The sequence below is a fragment of the Sphingopyxis sp. H050 genome (genome assembly GCF_001468265.1).
GTDB lineage: Bacteria > Pseudomonadota > Alphaproteobacteria > Sphingomonadales > Sphingomonadaceae > Sphingopyxis.
Window position 1 is genome coordinate 16,037 of record NZ_LNRZ01000010.1, and the last position, 15,924, is coordinate 31,960.

At 68.8% G+C, this 15,924-nt stretch carries 16 protein-coding genes; 8 read left to right on the top strand and 8 right to left on the bottom strand.

The window, feature by feature from the left end; translation table 11 throughout:
• Positions 1-41: 41 nt before the first annotated feature.
• Genes ATE67_RS17610 through hemC form a run of 5 tightly spaced genes read right to left on the bottom strand, consistent with a single transcriptional unit; the run spans position 42 to position 4,943 of the window.
• On the bottom strand, positions 42-1,160 hold the full coding sequence (locus tag ATE67_RS17610; RefSeq protein ID WP_058817969.1) for a CaiB/BaiF CoA transferase family protein: 1,119 nt from the start codon (positions 1,158-1,160) through the stop codon (positions 42-44).
• A complete protein-coding gene (locus ATE67_RS17615; protein ID WP_058817970.1) occupies positions 1,160-2,362 on the bottom strand; it encodes an acyl-CoA dehydrogenase in 1,203 nt (400 codons plus the stop codon). The genes ATE67_RS17610 and ATE67_RS17615 overlap by 1 nt, the downstream gene beginning before the upstream one ends.
• A gap of 37 nt (positions 2,363-2,399) precedes the next feature.
• Positions 2,400-3,287 (bottom strand): mitofilin family membrane protein, encoded by an 888-nt coding sequence (locus ATE67_RS17620; RefSeq protein WP_058817971.1) that lies wholly within the window; start codon positions 3,285-3,287, stop codon positions 2,400-2,402.
• Between the two features lie 22 nt (positions 3,288-3,309).
• Positions 3,310-3,993, bottom strand: coding sequence for a uroporphyrinogen-III synthase (locus ATE67_RS17625; protein ID WP_058817972.1), 684 nt, complete (start codon positions 3,991-3,993; stop codon positions 3,310-3,312).
• Positions 3,990-4,943 (bottom strand): hydroxymethylbilane synthase, encoded by a 954-nt coding sequence (gene hemC, locus ATE67_RS17630; protein WP_058817973.1) that lies wholly within the window; start codon positions 4,941-4,943, stop codon positions 3,990-3,992. The genes ATE67_RS17625 and hemC overlap by 4 nt, the downstream gene beginning before the upstream one ends.
• 130 nt (positions 4,944-5,073) lie before the next feature.
• On the opposite strand from hemC, the gene tsaD reads away from it, so the two are divergent.
• The 3 genes from tsaD (at position 5,074) to ATE67_RS17645 (ending at position 8,715) form a co-directional block, all read left to right on the top strand.
• Positions 5,074-6,108: a tRNA (adenosine(37)-N6)-threonylcarbamoyltransferase complex transferase subunit TsaD gene (gene tsaD / locus ATE67_RS17635; RefSeq protein ID WP_058817974.1), complete on the top strand. Its 1,035-nt coding sequence runs from the start codon at positions 5,074-5,076 to the stop codon at positions 6,106-6,108.
• Positions 6,105-7,097 (top strand): NAD(P)H-dependent glycerol-3-phosphate dehydrogenase, encoded by a 993-nt coding sequence (locus tag ATE67_RS17640; RefSeq protein ID WP_058817975.1) that lies wholly within the window; start codon positions 6,105-6,107, stop codon positions 7,095-7,097. The genes tsaD and ATE67_RS17640 overlap by 4 nt, the downstream gene beginning before the upstream one ends.
• A 76-nt stretch (positions 7,098-7,173) precedes the next feature.
• Entirely contained in the window at positions 7,174-8,715 is a 1,542-nt protein-coding gene (locus ATE67_RS17645; RefSeq protein WP_443028772.1) for a lipopolysaccharide biosynthesis protein, read from the top strand.
• 3 nt (positions 8,716-8,718) lie between these two features.
• On the opposite strand, the gene ATE67_RS17650 is transcribed toward ATE67_RS17645, so the two are convergent.
• Together ATE67_RS17650 and ATE67_RS17655 are read right to left on the bottom strand one after the other, a co-directional pair.
• Positions 8,719-8,976 carry a hypothetical protein gene (locus ATE67_RS17650; RefSeq protein ID WP_058817977.1) on the bottom strand — a complete coding sequence of 86 codons (258 nt, stop codon included), beginning with the start codon at positions 8,974-8,976 and terminating at the stop codon, positions 8,719-8,721.
• A gap of 58 nt (positions 8,977-9,034) precedes the next feature.
• On the bottom strand, positions 9,035-10,033 hold the full coding sequence (locus ATE67_RS17655) for an adenosine kinase (RefSeq protein WP_058817978.1): 999 nt from the start codon (positions 10,031-10,033) through the stop codon (positions 9,035-9,037).
• A gap of 112 nt (positions 10,034-10,145) precedes the next feature.
• Between ATE67_RS17655 and ATE67_RS17660 the strand changes: the two genes are divergently transcribed.
• Positions 10,146-10,826, top strand: a complete 681-nt coding sequence (locus ATE67_RS17660) for an EI24 domain-containing protein (RefSeq protein WP_058817979.1) — start codon at positions 10,146-10,148, stop codon at positions 10,824-10,826.
• Positions 10,823-11,200 carry a hypothetical protein gene (locus tag ATE67_RS17665; RefSeq protein WP_058817980.1) on the top strand — a complete coding sequence of 126 codons (378 nt, stop codon included), beginning with the start codon at positions 10,823-10,825 and terminating at the stop codon, positions 11,198-11,200. The genes ATE67_RS17660 and ATE67_RS17665 overlap by 4 nt, the downstream gene beginning before the upstream one ends.
• Before the next feature lie 2 nt (positions 11,201-11,202).
• Here ATE67_RS17665 and queG read toward each other — a convergent pair whose 3' ends face one another.
• Complete coding sequence (gene queG, locus ATE67_RS17670; RefSeq protein WP_058817981.1) at positions 11,203-12,255, bottom strand: tRNA epoxyqueuosine(34) reductase QueG; 1,053 nt, start codon at positions 12,253-12,255, stop codon at positions 11,203-11,205.
• A gap of 67 nt (positions 12,256-12,322) precedes the next feature.
• Between queG and ATE67_RS17675 the strand changes: the two genes are divergently transcribed.
• The 3 genes from ATE67_RS17675 (at position 12,323) to ATE67_RS17685 (ending at position 15,891) form a co-directional block, all read left to right on the top strand.
• On the top strand, positions 12,323-13,273 hold the full coding sequence (locus ATE67_RS17675; protein WP_058817982.1) for an ABC transporter ATP-binding protein: 951 nt from the start codon (positions 12,323-12,325) through the stop codon (positions 13,271-13,273).
• Positions 13,270-14,565, top strand: coding sequence for an ABC transporter permease (locus ATE67_RS17680; RefSeq protein ID WP_058817983.1), 1,296 nt, complete (start codon positions 13,270-13,272; stop codon positions 14,563-14,565). Before ATE67_RS17675 ends, ATE67_RS17680 begins: the two co-directional genes overlap by 4 nt.
• Positions 14,566-14,634: 69 nt before the next feature.
• Complete coding sequence (locus tag ATE67_RS17685) at positions 14,635-15,891, top strand: cytochrome P450 (protein ID WP_058817984.1); 1,257 nt, start codon at positions 14,635-14,637, stop codon at positions 15,889-15,891.
• Positions 15,892-15,924 lie beyond the last annotated feature (33 nt).

The window sequence follows — 15,924 nt, forward strand, 5'->3', positions numbered from 1 at the left end:
CAAAAAGGGGGAAAGGGGCGTCCGCTTGGGCGCCCCTTTTTCTATGGGGCGAGCGGTGGCGCGCCCGTTGGTGCGACCATGCGCTCGCCATCGATGACGATCGGGCTGGCGACACCGTCGATATGCGCGCCCGCGGGCCGGAAGCGCATCCCGCGCGCGATCACCTGCGGATCGGCGAACACGCCGGCAAGGTCGTTGATCGGTCCCGCGGGGACGCCTTCGGCCTCGAGCGCGAGCGACAGCGGGTGCGCGTCCCATGTGGCGATCTTCGCGGCGAGTAGCGGGATCAGCTCGGCGCGGTTCGCGAGCCGCGCGGCGTTGCTGGCAAAGCGCGCATCGTCGGCCCACCCCGACTCGCCCAGGATCGCGCAAAGCTTGCGAAACTGCCCATCGTTGCCGACCGCGACGACAAGCTGGCCGTCGGCAGTCGCAAACGCCTGATAGGGCACGACATTGGCGTGGCCATTGCCCATGCGCTGCGGCGATACGCCGCTCGCGAGATAATTGGCCGCCTGATTGGCAAGCACTGCAACCTGCGAATCGAGCAGCGCCATGTCGATATGCGCGCCTGCCCCGGTGACGTCACGACGTCGCAGCGCGGCGAGGATCGCGACGGTGGAATACATGCCGGTGAAGATGTCGGCATAGGCGATTCCCGCCTTTTGCGGCGCCCCGTCGGGCTCGCCGGTCAACGACATGAAGCCGCTCATCGCCTGGACGATGAAATCATAGCCGGCGCGGTGCGCATAGGGGCCCGTTTGGCCGAAGCCGGTGATCGAGCAGACGATCAAATGCGGAAAATCCGCCCGAAGCCGGGCCGGATCGAGCCCATATTTGGCGAGCCCGCCGACCTTGTAATTCTCGATCGCGACATCGGCATCGGCGAGCAGCGCGCGGACGTCGGCCTGCCCACCGGGCGTCGCGATATCGATCGCGACGCTGCGCTTGCCGCGGTTGCAACTGTGATAATAGGCCGCGCCCAGATTGGCGCCCTCGCTGTCGGTAACGAAAGGCGGGCCCCATTCGCGCGTGTCGTCGCCGCCGCCTGGCCGCTCGACCTTGACCACCTCGGCGCCCAGATCGGCGAGCAATTGCCCGCACCACGGCCCCGCGAGCACGCGCGCCAGTTCGACGACGCGCAGGCCCTCCAACGGCCGCATCAGGAAAAGGCGGGGATGCCGGTGATCGCGCGGCCCAAAATCAGCGCATGGACGTCGTGCGTGCCCTCATAGGTGTTCACCGTCTCGAGGTTCACCGCATGGCGGATGACATGATAATCGGCCGAAATGCCATTGCCGCCGTGCATGTCGCGCGCGACCCGCGCGATATCGAGCGCCTTGCCGCAATTGTTGCGCTTGAGCAGACTGATCGCGTCGGGCACGAGCCGGCCATCGTCGATCAGCCGGCCGACGCGCAGCGCCGCCTGCAAGCCCAGCCCAATTTCGGTGAGCATGTTCGCGAGCTTCAATTGCACGATCTGGTTCGCCGCGAGCGGACGCCCGAACTGCTTGCGCTCGAGCGTATAATTGCGCGCCGCCTCATAGCAGAACTCCGCCGCGCCCATCGCGCCCCAGCCGATGCCATAGCGCGCGCGGTTGAGACAGCCGAACGGCCCTTTCAGCCCCGAGACATGCGGCAGCAGCGCATCCTCGCCGACTTCTACCCCGTCCATCACGATCTCGCCGGTGATCGAGGCGCGCAAGCTGACCTTGCCCTCGATCTTCGGCGCCGACAGGCCCTTCATCCCCTTTTCGAGGATGAAGCCGCGGATCGCGCCGTCGTGCGCGTCCGATTTCGCCCAGACGACGAAGACATCGGCGATCGGCGAATTGGTGATCCACATCTTCGCGCCCTTCAGGCGATAGCCGCCCGCGATCTTCTCGGCGCGGGTGCGCATGCTGCCGGGATCGCTGCCGGCATCGGGCTCGGTCAGCCCAAAACAGCCGACGAGGTCGCCCGAGGTCAGCCCGGGCAGATATTTGCGCTTCTGCTCTTCGCTGCCATAGGCGTTGATCGGATGGATCACGAGGCTGCTCTGCACCGAACAGGCCGAGCGATAGCCCGAATCGATCCGCTCGACCTCGCGCGCGATCAGCCCGTAGGATACGTAATTGAGCCCCGCACCGCCATATTCGGGATCGATCGTCGCGCCGAGCAGACCGAGCCGGCCCATTTCCGACATGATCTCGCGGTCGAAACGCTCTTCGAGGAAGGCCGACGTCACGCGCGGCAGCAGCTCGCCCTCGGCATAGGCGCGCGCGGCGGCCTGGATCATCCGCTCTTCCTCGCTCAGCTGGTCGGCAAGCTGAAGGGGATCGAACGGGTCGAGCGCTTCGATACGCTGCGGATCGGCGAGGGCCATGGATCGGCTTTCTTCAGCGCGGGCCCCGGAGGCGCCGCTAGGGGGTCGTTACGGCCGGCTTGCGGGCCATCGCGGCGGCGGTTCCGTCGCGCGGCTCCAATATCGCCGCGGTCTCGATGAGGTCAAGCGCACGCCGCGCCTCGTGATAGCGCCGCGCTTCGATCAGCCATTCGCCGGCCGCCGATGCGCCGGGCATCGCCTCGATCTCGGCGATCGCCTTGTCGGCCATGCCGCCCGCAAGGTAGCGGCGCGCGCGTTCGAGCCGTTCGGAGGCGCGCGGCGATTGCGTCCCCGCCGCGCGGACGACGAACAACTCGCTGAGTTCGCGGCGAAAACCCGTCCACAGGCTGCCGTTGTCGTTATTGCGCCCGACCAGTTCGGGCGCGATCGCATCGAGTTCGGCGCGCAATTGTTCGAGCGTCACCGGCTCGCGCGAGGTGTCGATGATCGTCTTCACGGCATTGGGCTGGTCGTCGCCGAAGCGGAGGCGCAGCTGCGCCTCCAGATAGCCCAGCGACAGCCCGCGATCGAGCGCACGGCGCACCGCGAAAGCGACGAGCAGCCCCTCGGCGCGCGAGGCGTTGCCCGACGCCGATTCGGCCTGCAACGTGATCCGCGACAGCCGTTGTTCCAGTTCGGCGACGCGCGCGCCCAGCGCGTCGGGGCCGACGGGCAAGGCCGCTGCGGCCACTTCGGCGGGAGAATCGTTCACGAGTGCGAGTTCGCCGCCGGCCGCGGGAAGGTCGCTCACCACGGTTTCGGTCTTGGGACTGGCCGCCATCCAGCGACTCATCGCCCAGCCGCCGCCGACCACGCCGGCCAGCAGCACGATCATCGCGGCGATGAAAAGAGCCCTGAAGGACAATCGCTTAACCGGTACCGCGCCGTCCACGGGGGTGGACGTGTCGATGCTGTCGATAGCCATGTGTTTCTTTCGAACGACCCTGTTATTCGCCCTTTTGGCATAAAATATGCGCCGCTGCCAACATCGAGGCGTCGTCGGGCTGTACGGCGATGGCAATTTCGGCCCAGCCGCCGCCCGCCGCCTCGGCCACCGCGCCGCTGATCGCGACGAGCGACAGATGGCCACGCGCCGTCCCGACAAGGCCCGCGACCCGTTCCGCGGCGCGCGCCGAATGCGCGAGCAGCACCGCGGGCGCAGCGATCGTCTCCGCCCAGCCCGGCGGGGGCGCGACCGGCTCAACTTCATAGACCGGCAGCGCCGCCAAGGCCATCCCGCCGGCATCGAAGGCCGACCGGTCGCGCCCGCAAAGCCACAGAATTGGCTCGACATTCTGTGACGCCATGATGTCGATCAGCGACTGAGCATCGCCGGGGCCGATCATCGCGATGTCGAGACCTGCGGCTTCCGCAGCGGCGGCCGTCGCAGCGCCCACGGCATAGGTCGGGGTTCCCGCCAGTTCGGCAAGCCCCGGCCCCGCCAACCGCACCGCCTGCGCGCTCGTCAGCAGCAGCGCGCCGAAATCGCCTTCGGGAACCGCCCATTCGACCGCCCGCGCGGCGAACAGCGGCATAGACCGTGCATCGAGCCCCAGCGCCTTCGCCCGCGCCACCGTCGCCGCACCGCCGGGATCGGCGCGCGTCACGATCAGCGGCAGGCCCGCGGTCATACCGTGAAAAGCCGCCGCACCGCTTCGGGCGCCTCGCCAAGCAACTGGTGCGCGAGCGCCGCGGCATCGCCCTCGCCCGCGACCAGCACATGCCCCGCGACATGCTCGGCGCCATCCTCCGAATAGATTTCGGCGTCGAGCCGCAGCGAGCCATCCTCGCGCCAATGCGCGTGCGCGGCGATCGGCGAGCGGCAATCGCCGCCGAGCGCGGCCAGCAACGCCCGCTCGGCCGCCACCGCATGGTGCGTCGGCGCATGGTCGATCGCCTTCAGCAGCGCAAAGGTCGCGGCATCGTCGGCGCGGCATTCGATCCCGATCGCCCCCTGCGACGCCGCGGGCAGCAGCATATCGATCGCCTGCGCGGTCCCCACCTCATTCATCCCCAGCCGGTCGAGCCCCGCGGCGGCGAGCAAGGTCGCGTCGACCTCGCCGTCGGCCAGCTTCGCCAGCCGCGTCTGGACATTGCCGCGCAGCAAGGTGGTCACCAGATCGGGGCGCAGCCTTTTCACCTGCGCCGCGCGGCGCGGGCTGCTGGTGCCGAGCCGCGCGCCGTGCGGCAGCTCGACGATGCTTGCTGTCTTGACGTCGCCGTGCACCACCAGCCGGTCGCACGGATCGGCGCGTTCGAGCATCGCACCCAGCGCAAAGCGCGCGTCGCGGATTGTCTCTACGTCCTTCAAGCTGTGCACGGCGACATCGATGACGCCGGCATCGAGCGCCGCGTCGAGTTCGCGCGTCCACAGCGCCTTGCCGCCCACCTCGGCGAGCGCGCGGTCCTGGATCTTGTCGCCGGTCGCGGTCATCGGCACAATTTCAAGCGCTTCGGGCGCCAGCGCATGCGCCTTGGCCAGTGCGGCGGCGGCCATATGCGCCTGCGCCTGCGCCAGCGGCGAAGCGCGCGTGCCGATACGCAGCGGATTAGCGGATGTTGGAAGCGGAATCGAGGCCATGCGCGCCTGCTAGGGCTTTGGGGAGGCAAAGGGAAGCGGGCCGATCGAGGGATGGATCCGGAAAGCTTCGCATGAACCAAATCCTCCTCCGCTTGCCCCCGGCCCCTCTGCGCGAGTATGGGCGCGATTCATGCCCCTGATCCTCGGCCTCGAATCAAGCTGCGATGAAACCGCGGCGGCGCTCGTCGATAGCGAGCGGCGCGTGCTTGCGCACCGCGTCGCGGGGCAGGAAGCCGAGCATAAGCCCTATGGCGGCGTCGTTCCCGAGATCGCGGCGCGCGCGCATGTCGACCGGCTCGCGCCACTCGTCGAGGGCGTGCTTGCCGACGCAGGGCTGACGCTCGCCGACGTCGATGCGATCGCCGCGACCGCCGGGCCGGGCCTGATCGGCGGCGTGATGGTCGGGCTCGTCACCGGCAAGGCGCTCGCGCACGCCGCGAACAAGCCGCTGATCGCGGTCAACCATCTGGAGGGCCACGCGCTGAGCCCGCGGCTCACCGACGCCGCCCTCCAATTTCCCTATCTGCTGCTGCTCGTCTCGGGCGGCCATTGCCAGTTGCTGCTCGTCGAGGGCGTCGGCGTCTATCGCCGCCTCGCCACCACGATCGACGACGCCGCGGGCGAGGCCTTCGACAAGACCGCCAAGCTGCTGGGCCTCGGCTATCCCGGCGGCCCCGCGGTCGAGCGCGCCGCGAAGGACGGCAACCCGCAGGCGGTGCCGCTGCCGCGCCCGCTCGTCGGCAGCGCCGAGCCCCATTTCTCCTTCGCGGGTCTCAAGAGCGCGGTCGCGCGCGCCGCGGCGTCGGGCGCGCATGGCGTTCCGGACCTCGCCGCCTCGTTCCAGCAGGCGGTAGTCGACTGCCTCGTCGACCGCAGCCGCATCGCACTCGCCGCCGTGCCGCAGGCAACCGCCTTCGTCGTCGCCGGCGGCGTAGCGGCGAACGGCGCGATCCGGTCGGCGCTCACCGGCCTTGCAAGCCGCTTCGACAAGCCCTTCGTCGCACCCCCGCTGTGGCTCTGTACCGATAATGGCGCGATGATCGCCTGGGCAGGCGCCGAGCGCTTCGCCGCCGGCCTCACCGATCCGCTCGACACCGCGGCGCGCCCGCGCTGGCCGCTCGATCCGGACGCCGAAGCTGTGCGTGGGGCCGGGGTGAAGGCATGACGTCATACTCGAATTTCGGCGTCGTCGGCGGCGGCGCATGGGGCACCGCTCTTGCGCAGATGCTTGCGGCCGATGGCGCGCCGGTGCGGCTCTGGGCGCGCGAGGACGAGGTGGTGGCGGCGATCAACAGCGCGCATCGCAACCCGCTGTTCCTGCCTGGCGCAACGCTTTCGCCCTCGCTGACCGCGACCGGCGATCTCGGCGATCTGACGGGCTGCGACGCGCTGCTCGTGGTTGTCCCCGTTCCCTTTCTGCGCGCCGTGCTCGCCGATCTGCCCGCGGGCGACGCGCCGCTGATTTTGTGCAACAAGGGCATGGAGGCCGAAAGCTTCGCCTTTCCGATCGACATCGCCAGAGCGGTCGCGCCCGACCGGCCGCTGGCGGTCCTGTCCGGCCCGACCTTTGCGCATGAAGTCGCCGCGGGGCTTCCCACCGCGATCACCCTGGCCGCCACCGACGCGCAAACCGCCGAAGCCATCGCCGGGTCGCTCGCGCGGCCGCATTTCCGTCCCTATGTGTCGACCGACATGATCGGCGCCGAGGTCGGCGGCGCGGTGAAGAATATCCTCGCCATCGCGTGCGGGATCGTCGACGGCGCCGGGCTCGGGCTCAACGCCCGCGCCGCGCTCATCAGTCGCGGCTTCGCCGAAATGTCGCGTTTCGGCCTGTCGCGCGGCGCGCAGCCCGAGACGCTCGCAGGCCTTGCGGGCCTCGGCGACCTCGTCCTTACCTGCACCTCGTCGAACTCGCGCAATTTCGCCCTGGGCCAAGGCCTTGGCCGCGGCGAGGAGGCGTCGAAGCTGATGGCCGACCGCCGCACCGTTGCCGAAGGCGCGTTCAGCGCGCCGGTGATCGCCGCTGCGGCGCGCGCCGACGGTATCGACATGCCGATCACCGACGCCGTCGCGCGGCTCGTCGCGGGCGAGATCCGTGCGGTCGAGGCCATTCAGGCGCTGCTCAGCCGGCCGCTCAGACCAGAGGGCCGATGATCGCGTTCAAAGATTTGCCTGCCTCCTTCGCCCGCGCTAACTTGCTCGCCGGGGAAACAGCAAAGGGGCGCCAGGCTTGAGCCAGACGGACAGCGCGACCGCGCGCACCCCCGATTCCGCCAGCCCCGACTCCACTGGAGCTTCGATGGCCGACGCGGATACCGCGGCGCTCGCCAAGGGCGGCCGCACCAATTTCTTCGGCTTCATCCTGCGCCTCGTCGCGCGCCTGCCCTTTCTCTATTTCGCCGGCCGCTGGTACGGGCCCGAGGCGGTCGGGCGTTTCGCCTTCGCGGTGCTCGTCATCGAACTCGTCGCGCAGCTCGCCACGCTGGGCCTCAAGCGCGGCCTCGCCGAGCAACTGAGCGCCCCCGATGCCAACCAGCGCACCGTCGTGTGGGACGGCATGTTCGTCGCCTTCGTCGCCTCGGCCGCCGGATCGCTGCTGCTCGCGCTGCTGCCGCAGCTGATGTTCCCGTCGGGCGATATCGACAGCACCGACCGCTGGATGGCGCTGCTCGTCTTCGCGATCGCGGGCACCGACGTCGCGCTCGCCGCCTGCGCCTATCGCTTCGATGTGGGCGCGACGGTGCGCGCGCGCGCGGTCGTCGAACCCTGGGTGATCAGCATCGCCGCCGCCGGATTCTTCTTCGTGTCAAAGCGCGACGGGCTGATGCTCTCCTATGCCGCGGCGATGATCGGCGCCTTTCTGACCGCGCTGATCCCGATGATCCGCCACTATGGCGGCCCGCGCGGGTGGCAGCCGCATCCCGCGCACCTCGTCAAAGTTGCGCGGCGCAACGCGCCCCTCGCCGCCGCCGACGCGATCGAATGGGGGACGCGCCGCCTCGACCTCTTCATCCTCGGCCAGTTCACCTCGCCGGCGATCTACGGCATCTATTATATGGCGCAGCAGGTCGCCTCGCTGCCGCAGAAGCTGAAGACCAGTTTCGAACCGATCCTCGGCCCGGTGATCACGCGCAATCTCGCAGAGAACAAGCTTGCCGCCGTGGCGGCACAGGTTAGCCAGGTCGGCTTCTGGATCATCGCCGCGCAGGCGGGCATCGCCCTCGCGCTCGGCATCCCGGGTGAGGCGGTGATGGGCCTCGTCGGCCCGCAATTCGTCAGCGGCACCGGCGCGCTCGCTTTCCTGCTCGCCGCCGAGGTCGTCGCGGCGACCGCGGTCGTCAGCGAGGCTGCGCTCGTCTATGTCGCGCGCCACCGCAACCTGCTGATCAGCCTCGCGACCCTGGCGTTGCAGGCGATCCTCAGCGTCTCGCTCATCCTCGTGGCGAAATCGATGGGCCTCGACCCGATCTATTACGCTGTTGCGGTGGCGCTGGCGCTGATGCTGGCGCTCGGTTTCGCCTCGGTGGTGAAGGCCCGGCTGCTTGCGCATGTGCTGCAGGCGCCGGTCAACAGCCTGCGCTGGGCGCTCATCTGGGCGACCGCCGGGGCAGCGGTGCTCGGCTATGGCGCGACACGGCTGCCCGAATGGGCCGAGCTGCTGATCGGCGTTCCGCTGATCCTCGCCATTTACGCTTGGCTGATCTGGACCCGCGGCTTCGGCCCCGCCGATCGGGCGCTGTTCAAGAAGCACCCGGAATCGGCGGAAGCCTAGAGCCTATTCGACGGCCTTTTGCGCCGCGTCGCCGACATTTTCGGCGGCGTTGCCGACCTTCTGCGCCGCCTCGGCGATCGCGCCGCTCTCGGTTTTCTCGTTCGCGAGGAACTGAAAGCCGAAAAAGGCGGCGACCGCGAGCGCGACGAGGACGATCAGGCCAACGCCCAGCCCGCCGCCACGGCGCGGTTCGCGGTCGATGACAGTGGTTGTGTGCGTCGTCCCGTCGGGATCGCGCGTCGTGTGGATTTCGTCGGTCATGAGAAGCCTCCCTATGCCTGTGATGGGGCATAGGACGCTTCAGCGTGGCAATAGGTTCCTATGCCAGCCGTTCGGCAACCTTCGCCTTGAGGTCGACCTGCGCGCGCGGGCCGACCTGCGCGATGATTTCGCGCGCGCACACCGCGCCCATCGTCAGGCAATCCCTGATCGGGCGGCCCTCGGCGAGGCCCGACAGGAACCCTGCGGCGAACAGGTCGCCCGCGCCCGTCGTGTCGACGACGGTCTCGATCGGCTCCGCGCCGACTTCGGTCCGCTCGCCGCCCTGCAGCGCGATCGCGCCGTCCGCGCCGCGCGTGACGACCAGCAGCGGCACCTGCGGGGCGACCTTCGCGACCGCGGCCTCGAAATCCTCGGTCTCGGCGAGCGCGCAGATCTCGACCTCGTTCGCGAACAGGATGTCGAACAGCCCCTCGGCGATCAGCGTGCGGAAATCGGCGCCGTGGCGGTCGATGATGAAGGCGTCCGAAAGCGTGAAGGCGACCTTGCGCCCCGCCGCGCGCGACACGTCGATCGCGCGGCGCATCGCCGCGCGCGACAGCTCCGGATCCCACAAATAGCCTTCGAGATAGAGGATCTCCGAATCGGCGATCCACGCCTCGTCGATCATCGCCTGTTCGAGCAGGTGGCTCGCGCCGAGGAAGGTGTTCATCGTCCGCTGCCCGTCGGGAGTGACGAGGATCAGGCAGCGCGCGGTCGGCGCGCCTTCCTTGAGCGCCGGGGTCTCGTATGCGACGCCGAGCGCGCGCAGATCGTGGGTGAAGACATGGCCGAGCTGGTCGTCGGCGACCTGCCCGATGAAGGCGCAGCGTTCGCCGAGCGCCGCCATGCCCGCCAGCGTGTTCGCGGCGCTGCCCCCCGAAACCTCGATCGCCGGGCCCATCGCCGCATAGAGCCGGGTCGCCTCGTCGGCGTCGATCAACCGCATCGACCCCTTGGTCAGGCCCTCGGCCTCGATCAGCGCGTCGTCGGCGCGGGCAAGAACGTCGACGATGGCATTGCCGATGGCGACGACGTCGAAACGGGCGGTGGAGGCCATGATTAATCCTGTGCTGGATGGGAAAAAGCTGCGCGGGCCTTTAGGGGGGCGGGCGCGCCAAGGCAAGCGCGCGTGCTTGACGCGCGCGGTACGCCCGCGCAACCCTGGCCGCATGTACCGCGCCATCCACGCTTTCCTGCTTGCGCTCAGGGACTTGCCGAGCCCGCGCGTGCTGCGCGTCCTTGTGCAAAGCCTGGTGCTGACGCTGCTGCTCTTCGTCGCCGCGGGCGCCGCGATCGTCTTCGGCGCGCGCTGGGCGCTCGATCACTGGCAGTGGCTGAGCGGCCCGTGGCTCGACACCGCCGGGCTGCTGATAGTCCTCGTCCTGATCGCCGGCAGCTGGCTGCTCTTTCGCGCGGTCGCGATCGTCGTCGTCGGCCTGTTCGCCGACGCGATCGTCGCCGATGTCGAGGGGCGCCATTATCCGGCCGCCGCAAGCCGCGCCGTCGATGTCGGCTGGCGGCAGAATATTGCGCTTGCCCTCGCCTCACTCGGCCGGCTCATCGGCGGCAATCTGCTCGCGCTGCCCGTCTATCTGCTGCTCCTGATCACGGGTATCGGCACGCCGCTCTTCGCGCTGTTCGTCAATGCGCTGCTGCTCGGCCGCGATCTCGAGGCGATGGTGCTCGCGCGCCATCCCGACCGGCCGCGCTTCGACCGGCCGGCGCGCTGGTCGCTCGGCTTGCTGTCCGCCGCAAGCTTTGTGGTGCCCGTCGCCAATTTGTTGGCCCCGATCCTCGGCGCCGCTATGGCCGTCCATCTTTTGCACCTGCGGGATAGGGATCGGTCATGAAAATCAACGCGCTTCTGGGCCTGGCGGCCTCGACGCTGCTGCTTGCGGGCTGCGCCAGCTCGGCGACGATCCCGCGCCCCAGTCCGCCTGTCGCGACGCCCCGCCCGCCCTCGACCCCGCCGCGCATAACGCAGACCAACAGCCTCGTCGGCCAGCGCGCCAACGCCGCGCTGTCGCTCTTCGGCAAGCCGCGGCTCGACGTCGCCGAAGGCGCCGGCCGCAAGCTGCAGTTCGCAGGAACCGCCTGTATCCTGGACATTTATTATTACGCGCCCAAGGCCGGCGCCGATCCGATCGCGACCCACGTCGATGCCCGCACGCCGGACGGTCGCGATGCCAATGTCGACAGCTGCGTGAACGCGCTCCGGCGCTGACGTCATGCCGCCAGTTCGGCGAGCGCCCATGCCGCCGCCTCGGCGACCATATCGGACTCGTCCCCGGTCAGCACCTCAAGCCGCGCCCGGAACCGCGCATCGCCGCTGTTCCCCGCCGCGATCGCCGCATTGCGCACCATCCGGTTGCGTCCGATCCGCTTGATCGGCGAGCCTGCGAAGACCTGCCGGAACCCCGCGTCGTCGAGCGCAAGCAGGTCGGCGAGCGAAGGCGCGGCGAGCTCGGCGCGCGGCAGAAAGGCCTTGTGCCGCGCCGCGGCGTCGGCGAATTTGTTCCACGGGCACACCGACAGGCAGTCGTCGCAGCCATAGATGCGGTTGCCGAGCCCCCGGCGGAGCTCGAGCGGGATCGGCCCGTCATGCTCGATCGTGAGGTAGGAGATGCAGCGCCGCGCATCGAGCCGGTAGGGCGCCGGAAACGCATCGGTCGGGCACGCGTCCTGACAAGCGGTGCAACTGCCGCACCGGTCGCGCCCCGGCAGCGATGGTGCGAGATCGAGCGTCGTGTAGATCGCGCCCAGGAACAGCCAGCTGCCATGTTCGCGGCTGACCAGGTTGGTGTGCTTGCCCTGCCAGCCCAACCCGGCGGCCGCCGACAGCGGCTTTTCCATCACTGGCGCGGTATCGACGAACACCTTGACCTGCGTCTCCTCCACCTCGGCGACGAGCCAGCGCGCGACGGCTTTCAGCGCTTTCTTCACGACGTCATGATAGTCGGCGCCCTGCGCATAGACCGAGATCCGGCCGCGGTCGGATACGTCGGCCAGCGCCAGCGGATCGGCCGCGGGCGCATAGCTCATGCCGAGCGCGACCACCGACTTCACCTCGGGCCATAGCCCCTGCGGCGACCCGCGCTGGCCGGCGCGGCTTTCCATCCAGATCATGTCGCCGTGCCGTCCTTCGGCGAGCCACTGGTTCAGCCGCGCCGCGCTTTCGGGCGCGGCATCGGCGCGCGCGATCCCGAATGCGACGAAGCCGTGGCCCCGCGCAACGTCGGCGAGTCTTTGTTCGAGCGCGGGCAAGGCTTCGGCAACCATTCGCGCTCTATACGGCATGGACTCTCCCGTGCCATAGTCGCGCGAAATCTTGTTCAGGGACCGACACTTGACCGAACTCGCCGTCGAGGCCACCGGCCTCACCAAATATTTCGAGGCCTTTCAGGCGGTCGATCATGTGACCCTGAAGGTGCCCGCAGGCAGCATCTATGGCGTCCTCGGCCCCAATGGCGCCGGCAAGACCACCAGCCTGCGCATGACGCTCGGCATTATCGATCCCGACGAGGGCACGAGCCGGTTGCTCGGCGGCCACAAGCCGCAAGCGGTGCGCCACCGCATCGGCTATCTTCCCGAAGAACGCGGGCTCTATCCCGGCATGAAAGCGCGCGAGGCGATCGCCTTCATGGGCGCGCTGCGCGGCCTCGACTGGAGCGAAGGCCGCCGCCGCGCCGCGACCTTCATGACCGAGCTCGGGCTCGAACGCGTGATCGACGAGAAAATCCGCAAGATGTCGAAGGGCATGGCGCAGATGGTCCAGCTGATCGGCTCGATCGTCCACGCCCCCGACCTCATCGTCCTCGACGAGCCCTTCTCGGGGCTCGATCCGGTCAATCAGGAACGGCTCGAAATGCTCGTCCGGCGCGAGCGCGACCGCGGCGCGACGATCCTCTTCTCGACCCATGTCATGGCGCACGCCGAGCGCCTCTGCGACCGGCTCGCGATCATCGCCCGCTCGCAACGCCGATTCGAGGGCACCGTCGACGAAGCGCGCGCGCTGCTGCCGATGCAGGTGCGCTATACGCCCCGCGAGCAGGGCGAGGCGGTGGCGGCGCTGCTCCCCGCGGGCGCCGAGCACAAGGGCGAAGCCTGGCATTTCGCCATAGAAGAGAATGACGTCGAGCCGCTGCTCGCGCGCATCACCGCGAGCGGGCATGGCGTCGCGGGCCTGTCGATCGCGCGCCCCGCGCTCCACGACGCCTTCGTCCATATCGTGCGCCAGGTCGACGCCGGGTTCGACGCCACGCCCCAAGCCGATGCAGTCGAGGAGGCCGCGGCATGAACGCTTTTTTGAAAAACATGCTCGTCATCGCCCGCCGCGATTTCCTGGCGATCGTCGCGACCCCGACCTTCCTGCTCTTCCTGCTCGCGCCGCTCTTCATGGTCGGCATGGGCGCGGTCGGCGGACTCGGTGCTTCGCAGCTCGCCGACAGCGCGCGCGGCAAGGGCCGCATCGTCGCCATCGTCGATCCCGCCGACGTCGAGGCGCTGCGTCAGGCCGACGCACGGCTGCGCGGCGCGCTCTCGGGCGGCGAACGGCCGGTGATGCTCGACGTGCGCGCCGCGGGGCCCGATGCCCCCGACCCGCTGGTCATCGCACGCGAAAAGGGCAGCGACACCTACGCCGTCCTCAGCGGCCCGCTCGAAAGCCCGCGCATCATCGAACGCAATGAGGGCAGCAGTTCGGGCCGCTATCTCGCGCTGCTTGCCGCAGACGTGCTGCGCGACCGCGCCGCCGGGCCGGTGGCGCCCGTCGAACCCCGCTTCGAGGCGATCACCAGCGGCGGCACCAGCATCGCCGCGCAGCAGTCGCTCGGCTTCGGCGCGGTCTTTGCGATCTTCCTGATGACGCTGCTCCTCGCCGGCCAGACGGTCAGCTCGATGGCCGAGGAAAAGGGCAACAAGGTCATCGAGATTCTCGCCGCCGCGGTGCCGCTCGAAAGCGTCTTTCTCGGCAAATTGCTCGGCATGCTCGGCGTCGCTATTCTCTTCATCGCCTTCTGGAGCGTGATCGCCGTCGGCGGCGGTTTCGTCGCCGCGACGCAGATCGATCCTGCGGCTATCGCCGCCGCCGGAAAACCCGCCGCAGCGCTGGCGGTCGCGCCGGCCAGCGGCTGGGGCTTCTTCTTCGGCATTTCGATCTGCTATTTCGTGATGGCGTTTCTGCTGCTCGGCGCCGTCTTCCTTGGCATCGGCGCGCAGGCCAGCACGGTGCGCGAGATTCAGATGCTCAGCCTGCCGATCACCATCTTCCAGGTCGGCATGTTCAGCCTGTCGGCCGCCGCCGCGAGCGCCCCCGGCAGCGATCTGGCCCGCTTCGCGCAGATATTCCCCTTCTCGTCGCCCTTCGCGATGGCAGCGCGCGCCGCTACCGACGGCGCGCACGGCATCCACCCGCTCGCGCTCGGCTGGCAGGCGATCTGGGTCGCCGCCGTCGTCTATCTCTCGGTCCGCCTCTTCCGCGCCGGCGTGCTCAGCAGCGGCAGCGGCTGGAAATTCTGGAAGAAGGCCCGCCCTGTCGCGGCAGCGGCGGCGGCTGCATCGGCCGCGGCAGAGTCCCCCTCGACTCATTGACAAAGCTGTAAACAGTGGCATTCTGCAACCGAAAACGGCCGCACGATGACGGCTGATGGAGGATATGCCATGGCGACCCAGATCCGCACCGCTCCCGAAACCCCGAATCCGCTCGATGTCAGCCGCGCCGAATTGTGGCGCGAGGACCGGTGGCAGGAACCGATGCGCCAGCTGCGCGCCGAATCGCCGATCCATTATTGCGAGGATTCGAAGTTCGGCCCCTATTGGTCGGTGACGACCTACAAGCCGATCCAGCATATTGAGGCGCTGCCCAAGATCTTCTCCTCCAGCTGGGAATATGGCGGCATTACCGTCGCCGGCGACGGGGTCGAGTTTCTGAAAGAGGGCGAGATTCCGATGCCGATGTTCATCGCGATGGATCCGCCGCAGCATACCGCGCAGCGCCGCACCGTCGCGCCCGCCTTCGGCCCCTCCGAGATCGAGCGCATGCGCGCCGACACCGTCGCGCGCACCGCGGCGCTGATCGACACGCTGCCCGTCGGCCAGCCTTTCGACTGGGTCGAGAAACTCTCGATCGAGCTGACGACCGACATGCTCGCGATCCTCTTCGATTTTCCGTGGGCCGATCGCCACAATCTGACGCGCTGGTCCGACGCGCTCGGCGACATCGAAAGCTTCGACACCACCGAGCTGCGCCAGGCGCGCACCGCGACCGCGTTCGAAATGGGCGCGGCGTTCAAGGAGCTGTGGGATCACAAGGCCAGGAACCCCGGCAAGCACGACCTCATCTCGATCATGCTCCAGTCCGACGCGATGAGCCACATGAGCGAGCATGAGTTCATGGGGAACCTCATCCTGCTCATCGTCGGCGGCAACGACACGACGCGCAATTCGATGTCGGCCTATGCCTACGGCCTCCACTGTTTCCCCGAAGAGCGCGCGAAGCTCGAGGCGAACCACGATCCCGAGCTCGCGGTCAACGCGATGCACGAGATCATCCGCTGGCAGACCCCGCTCGCGCACATGCGCCGCACCGCGATGGAAGATACCGAGTTGTTCGGCCACCAGATCAGGAAGCGCGACAAGATCGCGCTCTGGTACGCCTCGGCGAACCGCGACGAGGAGATTTTCCCCGACGGCGACCGGATCATCGTCGACCGCGAAAACGCCCGCCGCCATCTGTCCTTCGGCTATGGCATCCACCGCTGTGTCGGCGCGCGCGTCGCCGAGTTGCAGCTGACGACGCTGATCTCCGAAATGCAGAAGCGCCGCCTGCGCGTGAACGTCCTGGCCGAACCCGAGCGCGTCAACGCCAGCTTCGTCCACGGCTATCGCCACCTGCAGGTTGAACTGGAGCATTATTGACTCGCCCTGTAACCGGGCGCAGGTCGGCCCCGT